Raw genomic sequence first — 18,145 nt, forward strand, 5'->3', positions numbered from 1 at the left:
TTGATTAATTCACCCTACCAAAAGTATCAACAAGCGCAATTGCAAACAGCTTCACCGGGCCAACTGTTGCTAATGCTGTATGATGGAGCGATTCGCTTTATACGAATGGGAATTAAAGGAATAGAGGAAACGGATCATGAAAAAGCCAATACGAACTTGTGTAAAGCACAGGCCGTTATCAATGAACTTATTGCTGCTTTAAATCATGATTATCCGATTTCCGCCACTCTTTACCAAGTGTACGAGTACATGCTTCACCAGCTCATCAATGCTAACTTGAAAAAGAATGTGATACCTGCGGAAGAAGTCATTTCCCATTTAACAGAATTAAGAGGCGCTTGGGATACAGCTATAAAATCACTAAATCATAATGTAGAGTCGATTGAATGAGTGCTGTTCAGGAATATGTAACCCAACTGGAAAGGGCCACAATAGAGCTGATTGAGCGAATTCACCGAGTCAGTTACATGGAATTAAGCCAGTATGCAGATCAAAGAGAAAAAATTTCCCTTAAAATCATTTCTAATCAACAAAAACTTACTGAGACAGATAAAAAACGAATACAGCAACTTACTGTTTTCGACGAAGCTATTCTTTCCAAGATGGAGAGTTTTAAAGTAGAAGCTAGTGAATGGCTTGCAAAAAAAGGGACAATTCAAGATCAACAGGCAGCATACAATGCCAAATATACACCAGACAGTTTGTTTTTTGACAAGAGGAATTAATTATAGGATCAGAATAGGGTTGGTAAAGATGAAGCGGCTTAGTGTGTGTATGATTGTAAAGGATGAGGAGGCATTGCTTTCGCGGTGCCTTGATAGTGTGCGAAATATCGCTGAGGAGATCATAATTGTAGACACAGGCTCGTCGGATCGGACTAAAGAGATAGCTCGTGAATATACAGATCTTATTTTTGATTACGAATGGTGTAATGATTTTGCAGCCGCTCGTAATGAATCCATTCGTTTTGCTACTGGCAAGTGGGTTTTAGTGCTGGATGCAGATGAATATCTATCTGCTGATGATGAATCCAAGTGGTTGGATTTTATAGCCCAACAAACTCCTAAGTCTAATGTAGGGTATACGATTACTGTAGTAAATTACTCAGGATCTTCTGAAAGTATGGAACAAGTATCTACTGCTCCTGTGACGCGATTGTTCCCTAACTTTATGGGGATACAGTTTTATCGTCCAATACACGAACAATTGTGCATCGGAGAGGAAGATGCAAAAGTATATACACAAATGACAGATCTTTGTATATACCATACAGGTTATCAGGAGCAAACTGTAGTAAAGAAAGATAAGCATACCCGAAATATGAAGATTTTTGAGGAAATGCAACGCCAAAAAGCCATGAGTGCCTATGACTGGTTTACTCTTGGAAATCAATACAGATTTGCAGATGATAGTGTAAATGCAATGCTGGCCTACGAAAAGTCTTTTGAAGAGGCAGATGAAACAAGTGCTTGGTACCCATATTGCTTAATGGCGCTTATCTCCCTATATATCGAAAATGACAAACTAAAAGACTCTTGGTTTTTGACGGAAGAAAAACTATCTAATTTTAGATCTTACCCAGAGTACTTTACTATAAAAGGAGCACATTACGAATCCTTTGGTCTTTATGAAAAAGCGATTGAGTGTTATAAAAAGGCTATTGAAAAAGCTGATTATAAGGCTCGGTTCGAGGCAACTGCTTGGCTTGTAAACCCTTCTTACGGGTATGATGTTCCAGTAAATCAATTAATAAAATTAAGTTTTCGGTTATGTCGTAATGAAGAGGCTGTATATTGGCTTGGAAAAAAGCTTCTTAGGGATAAAAAGAACGTGAATGTACTATTTAGCTTGCTTGAATGGTTAAGCCTAAACGACAATGAACAATCTATAAAAAGGTTTTTAGATGCTAATTATGACACTCAGGAAATGTCACATTGTCTTATTCTTTTTAAAGTGTTCCTTGCTTTAGGAAATCATCGTATGGTGAACCATTATTATGACCTACTCAGTGATGAAGTAACATTAACAGATCGAGATCAGCTTAGGTATGCTCTGATAAATAAAAATAAGAAATTGTGGGCGGAATCTGTTCGAAATTTATCCTCAGAGATAAAAAAAGATTCATTTTTACAACGTCAGTTAATCATTGGTTGTATGATTTTTAAACAAAAAGACAAGTTGGAGTTTTTCAAATCATCTGATTGCAGCGGTGAAAATGAGTTGTTAAATGCATTGTACAACTTCATGGAAAAAAAAGAAACAGTAAGTGATGATGTTGCTGAAAACTATTCGACTGAGTTGTTTTTATTAGCTAAAGACTTATTTTTGCTTGGCTATTATGAGGAGTTTGATAATTTAATAAATTATACGAATCATCCCAAGCTGATTAATGACGTTGGAAACTATTTCTTTAGCGTAAACCAAATGCAAGACGCAATGAATTACTATTCTTTGTTATTGTCACGTCAACAACTAGATGATAGAAGTTATGAAAATCTTGCTTTTTATCATGAGGCACAAGGTTACAGGGAAGATGCTTTAGAATTTTTTGCTGAGAGTTTAAAGCTATCACCAGAAAAAAAACATTTGTATTATCCAATTATTTGTATATCGGAACCAGAGGGGAAGAAGTCTTACTTTAATAAACTAGTTGATAATTACCCTTACGTCTCTGATATATCCTTCCTTATGGAGATGTGCAATAACTAAAAAATAGTATTGGAGTAAACTATGAAAACCAGCATAATCATTTTAACATATAACAAGTTAGAGTACACAAAACAATGTATTGAAAGTATACGGAAATACACCCATGAGAATGCATATGAAATCATTGTAGTTGATAATGCTTCTCAGGATGATACAGCCGAATGGTTAGCACAGCAAACAGATGTTGTAACGATCTTAAATAAGGAAAACCGTGGGTTTCCGGAAGGATGCAATCAAGGAATAGAGGTCGCTACTGGTACTGAAATCCTTCTTCTCAATAACGATACAATCGTGACTCAGCACTGGCTCTCAAATCTTCTAAAAGCATTATATAGCTCGGATGAGATTGGGGCAGTTGGATGTGTTACAAACAATTCTTCCTATTTTCAAGAAATTGATGTTCCATATGGAAATATCGATGACATGCATTCATTTGCTAAAGATTACAATATCTCTAATCCGTTATCTTGGGAAGAACGCTTGAAATTAGTTGGCTTTTGCATGCTTATCAAAAAAAGCGTCATTGAGCAAATAGGTTTGCTTGATGAAAGGTTTTCGCCAGGGAATTATGAAGATGACGATTATTCCATTCGCATGCGAAAAAATGGTTATAAGTTATTGCTATGCAAGGATACATTTATCCATCATTATGGCAGCACTTCATTTAAAGAGGATAAGTCCTATTTTAATTCTCTTTTAGAAAAAAACGCAAAAAAATTTGAAGAAAAATGGGGGTTTGACCCTATTTATTCGCAACATAAGCGAGATATCCTTATTAATCTTATTGAGGCTGATGCGTCTTCTCAAATAACTGTACTTGAGGTTGGATGTGCCTGTGGAGGAACTCTGCTCGGAATCAAGAATAAATTCAAAAATAGCCTACTCTATGGCATAGAGCTAAACGAAAATTCAGCTAGTATAGCTTCTCTAGTTGCTGATGTCATTCCACACAATGTAGAGAACGGAGATCTACCATACCCACCAAAAAGTTTTGATTACATCATTTTTGGGGATGTGTTGGAACATCTATATGATCCTTGGAAGACACTTGGAAATATGCGTCAATTTCTGAAACCTGACGGAAAAATATTAGCAAGTATACCTAACATAATGCACTATAGCGTTATTAATGAACTGTTGGATGGAAAATGGAAGTATGCTGATGCAGGGATTCTAGACCGTACACATGTGAGGTTTTTTACATTAGCATCTATACAAGAAATGTTTATTAATAGTGGGTTTGTTAACCTGGATTTCATGGGAGTTAATTTGCCAAGAGATAGTACTGCAGTCAAAGGACTTGAAAGACTATCTAAAGTTGTCCCAAATGAAATCTTAAATCAATTTGAAGTTTACCAATATATTATTTCTGCTTGTAACAATCAGCTTCTGGATATTATGAATGATATCAAGAATGGTCATATTAATAAGCAAGAAATATTTGAAGTTACTTCTTCCCAGACTAATGATGAAATATTAAGAAATGTCAAGTTCCTATCTTGTGTAGCGGATAAAGTAGAGGTTCTGAATACGATCGGAGTCATTCACTTTGAGCAGGGGGAAATTGCAAAAGTCCTTCCTTTATTTGATGAAGCACTGTCGCTTGATGAGACTCATTTAGAGGTTATATATAATATTGCTTATTTCCTTCATCATATAGGAGAAGAAGAATTATCTGAAGAGTACATGCTCAGACTTAAGAGCCTTGATTTTAACTGGTATCAGAAACTCATGGAAGTATTAGTTTAGCTAAAACTGGCATAAGGATAATTTTATGAAACCTACAATCTCTCTAGTTATGATTGTGAAAAATGAGGAAGCAGTACTCAAGCGTTGTTTGGATAGCGCAGTAGAAAATGTCGATGAAATAGTAATTGTAGATACTGGCTCAACGGATCGTACCAAACTTATTGCAGCTGATTATAAAGCGAAAATATTTGATTATCAATGGAATCATAATTTTGCGGATGCTCGCAATTTTGCATTAGAACAGTCTACAACAGACTGGTGTATGATTTTGGATGCAGATGAGTTCATCATCAATGAATGTAAGGATATTATTAACGCTTTTATAGCGGATGGCCCCCAAATTGGAAGGGTTAAACACACAAGCAAGTTTATTTCTGAAGACGGGCTAAATTATGAACATTGTTATATTTCTAGGATAATTCCATCGTATTGTCGGTATGTTGGGAATGTTCACGAACAAATCCAGTCCGATTTACCCAGAGTAAAATTAAATGTAGAGATTATGCATGATGGATATATGGAAACTCAGAAACATGATAGAAATATTCCATTATTGCAAAAAGCAATTGAAGAGCATCCTGATACTTCTTATTACTATTATCAAATTGCTAAAGAATATCGTGGCTTGGGAGATGCTGAGAAAGAATTCAATAATCTCAAGAAGGCATATAAGTTAATGGATCATAAAGAGACTATTTCGACTAGTATTATAGTCAACTATATGTATGCTATTATCTCTTCTGGGAACCTTAAGGAAGGTTTAGCAGTCTTTGATCATGAGGAAAAATTTATGGGGCATTCTTCTGATTTCTATTTTGTCTCCGCCCTATTTTTTTTGGAATTAATGATTAGCGATCCTCAAAATTACCAGAGTATTCTTCCTAATATTGAACAATTATATAAAAAGGCACTAGATGTAGGTGATACGGGCGAAGAAGGAAATGTAAGAGGGACTGGAAGCTTCGCAGCTCATCATAATCTAGGGGTTTTTTATGAATTAACAGGTAACATTCAGAGAGCTATTGAGCATTACCAAGCAGCAGTGGTCTATAACTATGAACCTTCTTTAATCAGATTATATGAATTAAAAGTTTAAAGGGTACTTGAATAAGAATGGGGAGATAGCGCATTGAATTGGAAACAAATTAAAAACGGTATAGTATTTACAAATCAAAACCCTATATATGCTAATTTTGAAATAGGAGATTGGACCTACGGAAATCCAAGTATTTACTGTCATACAATAAGTGAAAGTCTTAAAATAGGTAAGTTCTGCTCTATTGCTGATAATGTTACTATCATGCTTGGGGGAGAGCATAGGGTGGATTGGTTAACTACTTATCCATTTAGTGATATATTTACGGAAGCTCAGTATAAACTAGGGCACCCTGCAACTAAAGGTAATGTCACCATTGGAGATGATGTGTGGATCGGGAATAATGTGATGATTCTGTCAGGTGTTACTATTGGTGTGGGTGCTGTCATTGGTGCTGGAAGTATAGTTACTAAGGATGTCCCCCCGTATAGTATTGTAGGAGGAAATCCTGCGCGAATAATTCGATATAGATTCAAACCAGAGGAAATCGAGCAGTTGGTGAAAATCGCATGGTGGGAGTGGCCCATTTATAAAATTAAAGCTAATTGGGATCTTCTGTTAAATGATGATATTTCGGTATTTATTGAAAGACATACAACATAGGTAGGTATGAACAGTGAAGCGAAATTACTGATTCAAAATAATAGATTTGTTGTTTAGTGTGAATTGCAAAACAATACATTTAAACGCTAAAACAGGAAGTGCAAAATTAGCTTGTCCAAAGAATCTAACTATACACCTGATAGCGTTCTAATGGATCGTATGAAATAAATTCAAGAAGCTCTCGTCTAACATGCTTTATTGCGTGGACGAGAGCTTCTTGAACATTTAAATAGTTTCTAAATAAAGAAAAGAACCCTCAAAAGCAAAAAAAGTCTATCAATTTATCGTTTCAGACTCTAAAATGTAGTTTAAAACATGATTAGGAAGTCTGCTTTGGTTCAAGTTCTAATGAACAAGGAACAAAGTTGTTGACTATTTACCCATTGTATTATATATGGAATAACTATACATGAAAACATTATCAATTCCAATTGACAATGGATAACTTTGGGTGGTATAGTCAAAAATGTGGGCGAGAGCTTCACTTCATTTGATGACGAAGGGAATGTTAGTGCATGCAAGGTAAAGTAAAATGGTTCAACGCAGAAAAAGGTTATGGTTTTATCGAAACGGCTGACGGCGGCGACGTATTTGTACATTTTTCCGCAATTCAAACAGAAGGCTTCAAAACACTTGAAGAAGGACAAGACGTGGAGTTCGACATCGTCGAAGGCGCACGTGGACCACAAGCCGCTAACGTAACCAAATTATAATCATCCCCGGCATAGCCGACCTACATAATTGGTAAGATGGTTAGCAATGGATAACGCGCTAGCAACTGCCCTGGAATATATTCCAGGGCTTTTTTATGTTTTCTACATACATAAAAGAGCCCCTTACACGGTGGTAAGGGGCTCAACATAACAGAACCTTTACTCTAGAGAACCGTCAAAGTCAGCCATCTCCACAAAAATGGTATTGGAGGAGGCAGATTGTTTCTCTACGCGTCCGTCTGGATAACGGAATTGATAGCGCAGGATGGCCTGGGCGATCAAGTACGCGCGGAGTGCAGATTCGATATCGAAGGAGAAGACGATGACGGCTTTATGGTCAGGATCAAGCTGGCCTAACGGGATACCTTGGAGCAGATTAGGATGCGGAATTGGCACAGAGTTCACGGTGACGGTTCTCAGTACAAGGAAATCTTCGGCTGAGAATGGTGCTGTGAGCAATAGCTCCTCCAGCGGAGTGTTGCCGATGTTTTCCACCTGGACGGTGAAGGACAGGGTATCTTCTTGCTCGACACGCAGAGCGCTGGAGCTAAGTGTAAGCTTAGGAATGGCTGCGATGACGTCCACGCCTACAGTGTTGGTTTGGGCGGTTTCCTGCAGGGTCTCTCCACCACTACGACGTGAGGTATATTCGATGGTGGCCTGGTTGCTGAATGTTCCATCTGCAGGTGCTTCACGGATTTGTGCCTGGAGCGTAAGGGTGAGCGTCTCTCCTGGTGCAATATCCGGGAGCGTAATACCAGTGCCAGGATTTGCGCCTGGCTGTGCTTTTTCTTGGATAGTCAGGCTGTTGGGTACATAAACAAGTCCATGCGGCAACGGGTCTGTGAACAACGGATACTGCGCCAAGATTCCTCCTTTATTTGTAATATGAATAGTGAAGGTCAGTGTGTCTCCTACAGAGGCGTCATGGGTGTTCACCTGTTTCACTAATTCAAGCAGTGGGAATACCACTGGGATCGTCACGGTATTGGTAGTCAATGTGCCTGGTACGATTCTTCCTCCAGGCAATGTAAATGAGTAGGTAAAGGCAGCTTGATTTACGATGTAGCCAGATGGTGGTGTCTCGGATACGTTTACCTGATAAGTCAGGGTCAATGACTGACCAGGTTCCACAGAACCTAGACTAACTCCGACAGCAGGATCGGCTTCTGCCAACGATTGACCGTTCAGTTGGATGCTGCCGGAGATGTATAGAGTTCCAGCAGGAATGAAATTTTGCAGAATAACTTCTGAAGTAATGTTGCCAAAGTTATGGAGCAGTACCGTGTAGGTCAGGGTTTCTCCTGCAAGGGCCTCCTTATTTTCTGTGGAGATGTTTGCGGAAAGCTGCGGATCAAAAACAGCTACAGTCACGGTATTGCTGGTGACTTCGCTCGCACCGCCACTATCAGCATACTGAAGTCGCACGTTATTATTTAGACGTCCTCCGACCGGCAGAGATTGAACATTTACGGTGTAGGATACGTTAATTGTCTGTCCCGCCTGTAAGCTACCGATAAAGAGTGATTCACCCGGCTTGCTAGAGGCAGATGGAGAACCGTTAATTTTCAAGCTGTCCGGATTTATGATGGTGCCACTTGGTACGTAATCGGCTAACACGATGTCGGTAACGACGGAGCCTCCATCATTAACAAGGGTCAGCTGATAAGGCACAGCATCGCCCAATGCGACAGTAGATACCGTCGTGTGCAGCACAGCTGACAAGGCTCCTTGATCGGCAGCGGCTACTTTAACCGAGACGGAAGGCGAAGTGGTTTGCTGATCTAGGCTCCGTCCATCTGGTAACTGGTAGGAGTAAGTCAGTGAAGCTTGATTCTCTAGTAAGCCCGACTCAGGGACACGAACGACAAGTGCGGAGAAGACAGTAGTCGTTTTTTCTCCTGGTGCAATAGCGCCTAGCGTAATACCTTGTTCTGGACTGGCACCATATTGAGCAACTCTATTAACCGAAACAGAGCCGGGAACAAAGGAGAGATCTGGTGGCAATAAGTCAGCCAACAAGCCGAAGGCCCCAATATTTCCGGTGTTTTCCGCGATGATGGAATAGGTGACGCTTTGACCCGGATGTGCGATCTCTGTATTGGTTAATTTCGTAAGGTTCACTACAGGATGGAGTATAGCAACCGTCACAGGATTGGACAAAATGGCACTCGATTCTTCACCATTTGTGAGCAACAAGCGGGCCTGGTTGGTACGCGGTCCCGGCTGTTCGGTAGCTGCGATACGGACTTCAAAGGATATAAGGGTCTTGGTATTCGCTTCTAATGAAGGCAACGGTATGCCATCACTAGGATCGATTCCAGCCACGGTAGACCCGTTAATCTGAACTGAGTCTGTAATAAACTCGATATCCTCTGGCAATGTATCCAGCAAACGGGCATTTTGCACGGTGTCCGCATCCTCGTTATGAATCACGAGTTCATACGTCAGGGTATCGCCAGTAGTGGCGAAAGGTGAGCTTACGCTTTTACTTAAGGTGATATCTAGCGGTGACACGGCAACCTCAACGATGTTGGATAAATGGAATCCGCCAGCCTCTCGGCCATCTGGAGCATTAAAGCGATAGCCTACCTCAGCCTGATCTACCAGTAGTACAGCTGTAGGGATGGAGGATACCAGCACTTGGAAAGTAACGGTTGCCGATTGTCCTGGTGCTATAGCTGGAGTCGGGATGCCGGAAACTGGGCTTGCACCAGGAGCAGCGATGCCGTTAATCGTCACTGTATTTGGAAGAAATACGGAGCCGTCTGGAATGTTGTCACTTACCGTAGTTGAGGCAGCAATGTTTCCGGTGTTGGATACGACAATCGTGTAGGTGATGATGTCACCTATGGTGGCATTGTTGCTGCTGCTTGTTTTGACTGCTGTCAGGATCGGCTGGAAGACTGGAATAGTCACCACATTAGATGTTGAGCTGCCGGTAAATGCCCCGCTGGTAAAGCTAACTGATGCCTGATTGGTTAATTGTGCAGGTGTAGGCAAGAAATCAACTCGAACCTGGAATGTAACGGTAGTAACGGCTCCAGGAGTGAGTGTACCGATGGCAATACCGAATCCCGGATTTCCATCAGGGAAGGAGGTTCCGTTTATAGTAACACTGCCATTCACAAAGGAGCTTCCCGCCGCAATGATATCTGAAACCACTATATTATTGGCAGTACTGATTCCATTGTTGGAAACGGCCAAGGTATAGGTGATGATATCGCCGACAATGGCGTCCGTAGCTGCTGTTCCTTTGACAATGCTCACATCTGGCGAAGATACAGAGATACTAACTGTGTTGGATACAACTGATCCTGATACGGTTCTGCCATCCGGCGGTTGGAAAGTGAATGAGCCTGATGCTTGATCGACCAGTACCTGTGGATTAGGCAGAGCATTGATAACGGTTTGGAAAGTTACGGATACCGTTCCGCCCGGCAGCACAGATCCAACCGGGACGCCCGTTTCGATGGACACACCAGGTTGTGGACTGCCAGCGATACTGACACTGTTGGCAAGGAATGATGATCCGGCAGGGATATTATCACTGATCGTAAGGGCAGCTGCAATATTACCGTTATTCACAGCTGTAATCGTATAGGTTAGTGTATCGCCGACGGAGGCGTTAACAGTGCTCGATGCTTTAGTAAGTGTAATTAACGGCTGGAACACAGGGACGATGAGTGGATCGGAAAAGGCAGTGCCGGTGAACGTTCCGCTGGTAAATGTGACGGATGCAATATCCGTGAGCAGTGGTGGTTGCGGCAAGCTTTGGACAGAAGTTTGGAAACTCACGATAAATGTATTTCCAGGTGCGACGTTTCCAATGACAATTCCAGCAATGGGCGAGGCGTTAGGGAAAGGTATCCCGTCGATAAGGACACTACCCGGAACGAATGAAGTACCTGCTGGGATTGTATCGGTTACAACGGTATCTGTGACGGAATCCACACCGCTATTCGTAATACTCAGTGTATATCTGATCGTATCTCCAACTACAGCGGCTGCCAGACTGGATGTTTTAGTCACCTGAATATTAGGTGCAGACACAGCGACATTAACTGTATTGGATGTGACAGTACCGCTCAGCACTCTACCATCCGGTGGTGAGTACGTAAAGTTCACTTGCCCTTGGTCGGTCAGTATAGGCGGAGTTGGCAGAGACGAGACGATGGTTTGGAAACTTACTGTGATACTGCCTGAAGGGGCCAGTGATCCGAGTGTTATGCCTGTAACTGGCGAAGCTCCTGGCACCAGGATGCCGTTAACGACTACGCTGTTAGGTAATAGTTCAGAACCTACAGGAATGTTATCCGACAGAACAGGTAAAACGGCGATATTTCCAGTATTGGTTAACGTCAAGGTGTAGACCAATGTCGATCCGATCTGTGTGTTGATGGTATTAGCGGTTTTGGTCAGGCCGATGATCGGCTGATAAACGGGCAAGGTCACCGGATCGGATTGCGAAGACGAGGTCAACGCGCCTGAAGTAAAGCTGACAGTCGCTTGGTTGGTTATTTGCGGCGGCTGAGGCAGACTGGCAACGGAGACCTGGAATGTAACGGCTGCTGAGCCACCTACTGCAATGGTGCCTACAGGGATACCTGAGATTGGTGACGCAGCAGGCACAGATGTGCTATTCACGGTCACACTGCCGGGGACAAAGCTGGTGCCTGGCGGCAGTGGATCAGATACGACGGCATTAACGACTGGGCTGATTCCGTTATTCGTAGCGACCACGGTATAAGTAATGGTATCTCCGACTACGGCAACTGTGGCAGAGGCTGTATTGATAACGTCCACATCCGGCGAAGAGACGGAGACGGTCACGGCCGGAGATACTGCACTTCCGGTCAGGACACGGCCATCTGGTGGCTGATAGCTGAAAGCAGCGGTCGCCTGATTGACCAGTGTACCCGACGCGGGCAGTGAGGTGATAACTGCCTGGAAGGTCAGTGCGACGGTCGTAGCGGCGCCTATAATACCTAAGGGAATCCCGACAGTTGGATCTGAACCAGGTGCGGCCGTGCCGTTAATCACTACACTATTAGGGATAAAGGCAGCCCCGGCTGGAATCGGATCAGTAAGGACGGTATCGGCGCCAATGTTCCCAGAGTTAGTAACAGAGAATGTGTAGGTCACAGTATCTCCAACCGTAGCTCTTCCCGTTCCTGCACTTTTTGATACAGTGACGATAGGTTGGTACACAGGGATGGTAACAGGGTTGGACACAGAAAATCCATTAAATACACCTGAAGTAAAGCTGACGGTTGCTTCATTGGTAATGGACGCTGGTGACGGCAGTGACTGTACGTTAAGCAAAAAACGTATGGTGGCTCCACCACCGGCTCCAAGCGTCCCGACGGGAATGCCGTTTTGCGGGTTGGCTGTAGCAACAGGAGTGCCATTAATTGTAACGCTGCCCGGTACAAATGCGGTTCCGAAAGGAATGGTATCTGTGACGATTACGCCAGTAACAGGATCGAGTCCGTTATTGAACGCAGTTATGACGTAGGGAACCGAATCACCTACGACAGCGACTGCCACATCGGCTGCCTTCGTGACTGTAACATTCGGTGATGAGATCGGAATGGATACGGGCAAGGCTGCACCGCTGCCGGTCAACGTTCGTCCATCCGGCAGTTGGAACGTGTAGTTCACAGTGGCTTGGTTGGTTAGTATAGAGCCAGGTGGTACCGATATGACCACAGCGCTAAATGAGACGGTTACCGTCGCACCTGGGGCGACCGAGCCAATATTAATGCCTGTAATCGGGTCTGCCCCAGGAATAGGCGCACCGTTGACCAACACGCTATTTTGATTCAGGCTAAGCGAGCTGGATAACAGATCAAGCACGACTGTCTCTGCGGGCGCATTGCCTGTATTCGTGACATTGATGACAAAACCAAGCGTATTCCCTACGGTTGCACGATCTGCGCTCAGAGTATTGGTCACATTCAAAATCGGCTGAAATACAGGCAGGCTAACTTGATTCGAGACGGATTGGCCTGCGAAAGCCCCGGAATTAAAGGAGACCGTTGCCTGATCCGTTGACAAACCTGATGCTGGCAAGGAGGTTACTATGGCCTGGAAAGTGACCGTTGCCGAGCTGGCAGAAGGGACAGTGCCCACGGACACGCCTGTGGCAATGTTGGCTCCCGGTATAGTGACACCGTTGACTTGTACGGAGTTAGGTACAAAAGTAGTGCCGTCGGCAATCGGGTCGATAAAGACCGTTCCTGTCACAGGTGTGATGCCATTGTTTGCTGCGGTAATGGTGTACGTTATGGTGTCTCCAAAGGCTACAGACGTCTGATTGACTGTTTTGGTCACGGTCACATCTGGATTGGATACAGGAATAAACACCGGATTGGATTGGACGCTTCCGTTTAATGTTCGACCGTCAGGCGGCTGGAAAGTGAATGTGGCCGAACCTTGATTTAACAGGCCCAAGCCTGTAGGGACAGCATTAATGACCACTTGAAAGGTTAAAGCGACAGAGGCTCCCACTGCAATATTTCCAACCACCACACCCGTTTGGGGGTTAGCCCCGGCAACAGGTAAACCATTTACAGTGACGCTGTTGGGTATAAAGGAGGAACCTGATGGAATGGCATCGGTAAAGGTAGCTGTTGCTGCTAAATTACCTGTATTTTGGGCGGTCAGTGTATAGACTACGGTATCGCCTACGGTTGCTTGACTCATATTAGCAGTTTTAACGAGATTGATAATAGGTTGGTAAACGGGAACGACAACGGTGTTGGAGAGTGAGGTGAAATTCAGTGTGCCGCTGGTAAAAGAAACCGTGGCCTGATCACTAAGCTGAGGTGGCTCAGGCAGGATGTTAACAGATACGGAAAAGGTGACCGTTGCTGACGCCCCAGCAGCGATAGAACCAATTGGAATCCCGGTCACGGGGCTGGCTGACGGCAGCGTTGTTCCATTTACGATAACGGAGCCAGGAACAAAAGAGGAGCCTGTCGGAATGGTATCAGTCACGCGGACATCTGTTACGATTTCGATCCCACTATTGGTAGCTGTAATAGTATAGGTTATCGTATCACCAGGAACGGCATCAGTTGCCGAGGTGCTTTTACTGACCTGCACATTGGGCGATGAAACAGGAATTGTGACGATATTGGACGAAACATTGCCGTTAACAATCCGGCCATCGGGCGGTTGAAAGGAAAAGCTGATATTCGCCTGGTCGGTGAGTTGGGGAGGTAAAGGCACGGAAGTAATCACCACCTGAAAAGTTGTTTGAGTTGTGGCTCCTGGTGCAATGGAGCCAATAGACAGACCTGTTGCGGGACTGGCACCCGGAGCAGGAGTACCGTTAACGACCACACTGTTCGGCACCAGTGCCGAGCCTGTGGGGATATTGTCTGTTAATGTGGCAGCAGCAGCAATGTTTCCATTGTTGGTCACTGCCACAGAATACGTAACGATATCGCCAACCGTTGCCTGTAGGGGGTCAGCAATTTTACTTACAGTTAGCACTGGAGCATTGACGGCTACTGTCACCGGATTAGATACTGAAACACCTGAAAAAGCGCCGCTGGTATAGCTGACACGCGCTTGATTGGTGAGCTGCGGTGGGCTCGGCAATGGAGAGGATACCGTGACCCTGAACGTGATCGTCGCCCCTCCTCCTGGGGCAATGCTCCCAACCGGGATACCTAATGCCGGATCTCCGTTAGCCACTGCGATGCCATTCAGTGTTACGCTGCCCGCAGTGAATTGGGAGCCAGGCGGGATCGGATCGGAAACGACCATATTGTTCACTGCCTGGATACCGTTGTTGAGTACTGTCAGCGTGTATAACACTGAATCACCTGGAATGGCAGTGGAACGGTCTGTGGTCTTTGAAATGGACACATTTGGCGCAGACACAGGAATGGATAACACGTTGGATGATGAGCTATCTGTTCGCACTCGCCCATCAGGCAGCGTAAAGGAAATGGCGGCGTTGGCCTGGTCTGTCAGCACAGATGGCGTTGGAAGAGAGGTCACTACAGTTTGAAATGTCAGTGTGATCGGGCTTTGCGGTGACACGGTTCCGATAAAAATACCTGCTGCTGGACTGGCTCCCGGCTGACTAACACCATTGATTACCACGCTGTTCTCTATAAAAGTAGACCCGGAAGGAATAGCATCAGTCAGCGTGACAGAAGCATTATAGTTGCCGCTATTTGTGACCGACAAGGTATACAAAATCGTGTCGCCAATCGTAGCTGCTGTTGTGCTTGCAGATTTGGCGACGCTGATACGCGGCTGATAAACGGGCACAGTAACCGTATTCGTCTGGGAGGTTCCGGTAAAGGTGCCACTGGTAAAACTGACACTGGCCGTGTTTTGCAGCGGCTGTACGGACGGGACGGCATTGACCAGCACGGCATAGGACACTAGAACAGATGCGCCTGCGCTGATGTTGCCGACAGGAATACCGCTTCTGGGGTCAGCCGTGCTCACAGGTGAACCGCCAACGGTTACGCTCCCGGGTACAAATGACACACTACTAGGGAGCGGATCGGTAATCACGGCGTTGGTGATGGGATCAATTCCGTTATTAACGGCATTTACACTGTAGGTTAGCGTTTCGCCTACACTAACGGATGTAAATCCGGCAGACTTGGTTACTGCTACGTTGGGGAGCGATATGGATACGGAAACGATATTTGAAAGAAGTGTGCCCGACAGGGTTCTCCCGTCTTGCAATTGATAGGAATACTGGAGCTGTCCCTGATCGTTTAATCCACCTCCGGGTGGGAGAGAGTCTACTGTGGTGCGAAACGAGACTGTAATTTGTGCTCCAGGATTCACTGTGCCTACTGGAATTCCGGTATTGGGGTTGGCCCCCGGAACCGAAGATCCGCCAACAATGACGCTCCCTGGAATAAAGGTGGAGCCTGCCGGTACAGTTTCCGTTAAGGTCGTATTTAACACGGCTGTACCGGTGTTGGCGATGAGAAATGAATAAGTAATCGTTCCACCGACGCTGGCACGGTTGGAGCTTGCGCTTTTAGTAATCGTTGGCGCTGCAATCACGACAGGTATAGCTACAAGATTGGACAACGATGATCCGGTAAAGGCACCGGAGGTAAAGCTGCCAGTTGCGCGATTGTTGATTTGCGAGGGAGAAGGCAATGAATTAATGGCTGCTCGAAAAACAACTGTTACCGATGCGCCTGGAGCCAAAGTGCCAATTGGAATCCCGTTTACAGGCGAAGCTGTCGTAGCTGGTGTTCCGTTTACAGTGACACTGCCAGGTACGAAGGCAACTCCGCTAGGTAGCGGATCAGTCACCACGACATTGGTCACATTTGCAATGCCGTTGTTTGTGGCGGTTATCGTAAACTGAATGGTTTCTCCAACAGCAGCAGCCGCTAAGGAAGAGGCTTTGGTCACGGTCACATTCGGTGAGGATACAGGAATGGTGAGCGTGTTGGATGTGCCGTTTCCATTCAATACACGTCCGTCAGGTGGTATAAAGGTGTACGTGTAAGTCGCCTGATCTGTCAAGTTGCCAGAGGCAGGAACAGCATTGACGAGGGTCTGGAAGGTCACCGGTATAGTAGACCCCGTATTAATCGTTCCTACTGAAAAGCCAGCAGCAGGATTGGCAGCAGGCACGGAAGAACCGCCAATGGTCACACTGCCCGGAACAAAGGATGAGCCCGCCGGGATGCTCTCTGTAAAGTTGAGATTCGCAGCAATGCTACCCGTGTTGGATATTTGAAACGTGTACGTAATGGTGTCTCCTACTGTAGCAGCCGATGTATTGGCACTTTTAACAATCCCGATAACGGGTTGATAGATCGGTGTACTCGCAGTATTGGACGGAACGCTACCAGAGATGACAGGCCCGCCAGGCACGGTTTGAAAGGAAAAGGCTGCCGATGCCTGATTGCCTAGCTGCGCATTGGCTGGCAATGAGGTGACTGTTGCTCGGAATGTAATGGTTACCGTGGAAGAAGGAGCTACGCTGCCCACTGTAATACCTGTTGCAGGATTGGCTGTGGGCTGGGCAGTGCCCGCGACAATAACGCTGCCGGGTACAAAGGTAGCTCCGGCTGGGATGATATCGGTAAGTACTGTGTTAGACGCGCTGACAAGCCCCGTATTTGAAATGTTAACCGTGTAAGTAACTGTATCGCCAATAACCAACCCCGTAGAGCTAGCAGTTTTGGTTAGGGTCACCAGCGGAGCATTGATATCAATTTGAATGGCATTGGCATTAACGGTATAAATATCGCCATTAGTGGTTAGTTGAAGGACACCGCTGGTTTGGCTGTTTAGCAGCGTGGAGGAGATATCGACGTTGGTAATGTCCCAGCCTTGCCGTCCACCCGTAACCTGCGTCCCAGGTGTCCCATTCACCGCATTAGTGGTACCGAAGGTCCCCGTCGTGACCAATGTGCCGTCATCCCCGTTAATTTGTGACGCAAAAAAATTAGTCGAAAAATTGTTGGGCCCAGACAGCGCAGTTAAGCTGGATGCGGTAGGTCCAAATAACGCACGATCCCCGGTGATATCCACGTCACCCTCTTGGGCGCTAATTAACGCCCTGCCGCGCAAAGTTCCCTGTACAGGCGTGGCAAACCCGCTCACTACCACGTTGACCGAGCCAGTAGCGCTGCTGACCCCTTCACCGCCAACACGCAGCGATAGGTTACGGAAGGGGAGGGACGGGTTATTGTATACCACTGCCAGTGTCCATCCAGCGTGGTTGGTGTTGGTAGAATCGGGAACCGTGATGGTGCCGGTTACATTCCCGACCGTGTATGCCCCTGGGCCGCCTTGAATGACCAAATTTGTTACATTTGCGGTTCTCACATAGGTACTGAGGCTGGTGACGTTGACCGATGTTGCAGATTCAGGACTGACTGTAGTAGATAAAGCAGGCGTCTGAAATGTGATCGGATTGCTGGCGCTGGACAATACATTGGTACTGCCGTTGGCATAGCTTCCTCCCCAAATAAGTTCAGCATATAGCACGGTACTGCCCGCAGGGAGCACAAGGAATGCCGTCGATGAGTTACTGGCAAAAGCAGAAGTCGTGCCGAATGGATATGTGCCGAAGCGAGAGGCTGTATTGGTTGTGATGAAAGCGCCAATGCTGGTCACTGTACCTGGCACCCCCGCCGAAGCAGAACGTGCCAGCCCGAGTGTATTTCCTATAAAGGTAATAGCCCCGGTCTGGTTCGTTGCATAACGCTGAATAAAAGCCATGGATTAACTTCCTACTTTCCATCTCTCCCCAATTAGCTGT

Annotated in this window: 8 protein-coding genes; 7 read left to right on the forward strand and 1 reads right to left on the reverse strand. The window is 45.2% G+C overall.

Annotated elements, in window-relative coordinates; translation table 11 throughout:
• The 7 genes from fliS (at nucleotide 1) to ACXHJ1_RS09325 (ending at nucleotide 6,870) form a co-directional block, all read left to right on the forward strand.
• The gene (gene fliS / locus ACXHJ1_RS09295; RefSeq protein ID WP_107733841.1) at nucleotides 1-390 is read left to right on the forward strand and encodes a flagellar export chaperone FliS; all 390 of its coding nucleotides are present in this window, start codon (nucleotides 1-3) and stop codon (nucleotides 388-390) included.
• The gene (locus tag ACXHJ1_RS09300; protein WP_167437851.1) at nucleotides 387-725 is read left to right on the forward strand and encodes a hypothetical protein; all 339 of its coding nucleotides are present in this window, start codon (nucleotides 387-389) and stop codon (nucleotides 723-725) included. Before fliS ends, ACXHJ1_RS09300 begins: the two co-directional genes overlap by 4 nt.
• A gap of 28 nt (nucleotides 726-753) precedes the next feature.
• On the forward strand, nucleotides 754-2,709 hold the full coding sequence (locus ACXHJ1_RS09305; RefSeq protein ID WP_457905990.1) for a glycosyltransferase: 1,956 nt from the start codon (nucleotides 754-756) through the stop codon (nucleotides 2,707-2,709).
• Nucleotides 2,710-2,730: 21 nt separating this feature from the next.
• On the forward strand, nucleotides 2,731-4,458 hold the full coding sequence (locus ACXHJ1_RS09310; RefSeq protein ID WP_107733843.1) for a glycosyltransferase: 1,728 nt from the start codon (nucleotides 2,731-2,733) through the stop codon (nucleotides 4,456-4,458).
• A gap of 25 nt (nucleotides 4,459-4,483) precedes the next feature.
• A complete protein-coding gene (locus tag ACXHJ1_RS09315; RefSeq protein WP_107733844.1) occupies nucleotides 4,484-5,554 on the forward strand; it encodes a tetratricopeptide repeat-containing glycosyltransferase family 2 protein in 1,071 nt (356 codons plus the stop codon).
• A gap of 60 nt (nucleotides 5,555-5,614) precedes the next feature.
• Entirely contained in the window at nucleotides 5,615-6,157 is a 543-nt protein-coding gene (locus ACXHJ1_RS09320) for a CatB-related O-acetyltransferase (RefSeq protein WP_107733897.1), read from the forward strand.
• 515 nt (nucleotides 6,158-6,672) lie between these two features.
• Nucleotides 6,673-6,870, forward strand: a complete 198-nt coding sequence (locus ACXHJ1_RS09325; RefSeq protein ID WP_013373372.1) for a cold shock domain-containing protein — start codon at nucleotides 6,673-6,675, stop codon at nucleotides 6,868-6,870.
• 159 nt (nucleotides 6,871-7,029) lie between these two features.
• Here ACXHJ1_RS09325 and ACXHJ1_RS09330 read toward each other — a convergent pair whose 3' ends face one another.
• Nucleotides 7,030-18,105: an adhesin gene (locus ACXHJ1_RS09330; RefSeq protein WP_457905991.1), complete on the reverse strand. Its 11,076-nt coding sequence runs from the start codon at nucleotides 18,103-18,105 to the stop codon at nucleotides 7,030-7,032.
• Nucleotides 18,106-18,145 lie beyond the last annotated feature (40 nt).

This window comes from Paenibacillus sp. ALE2, assembly GCF_054113385.1.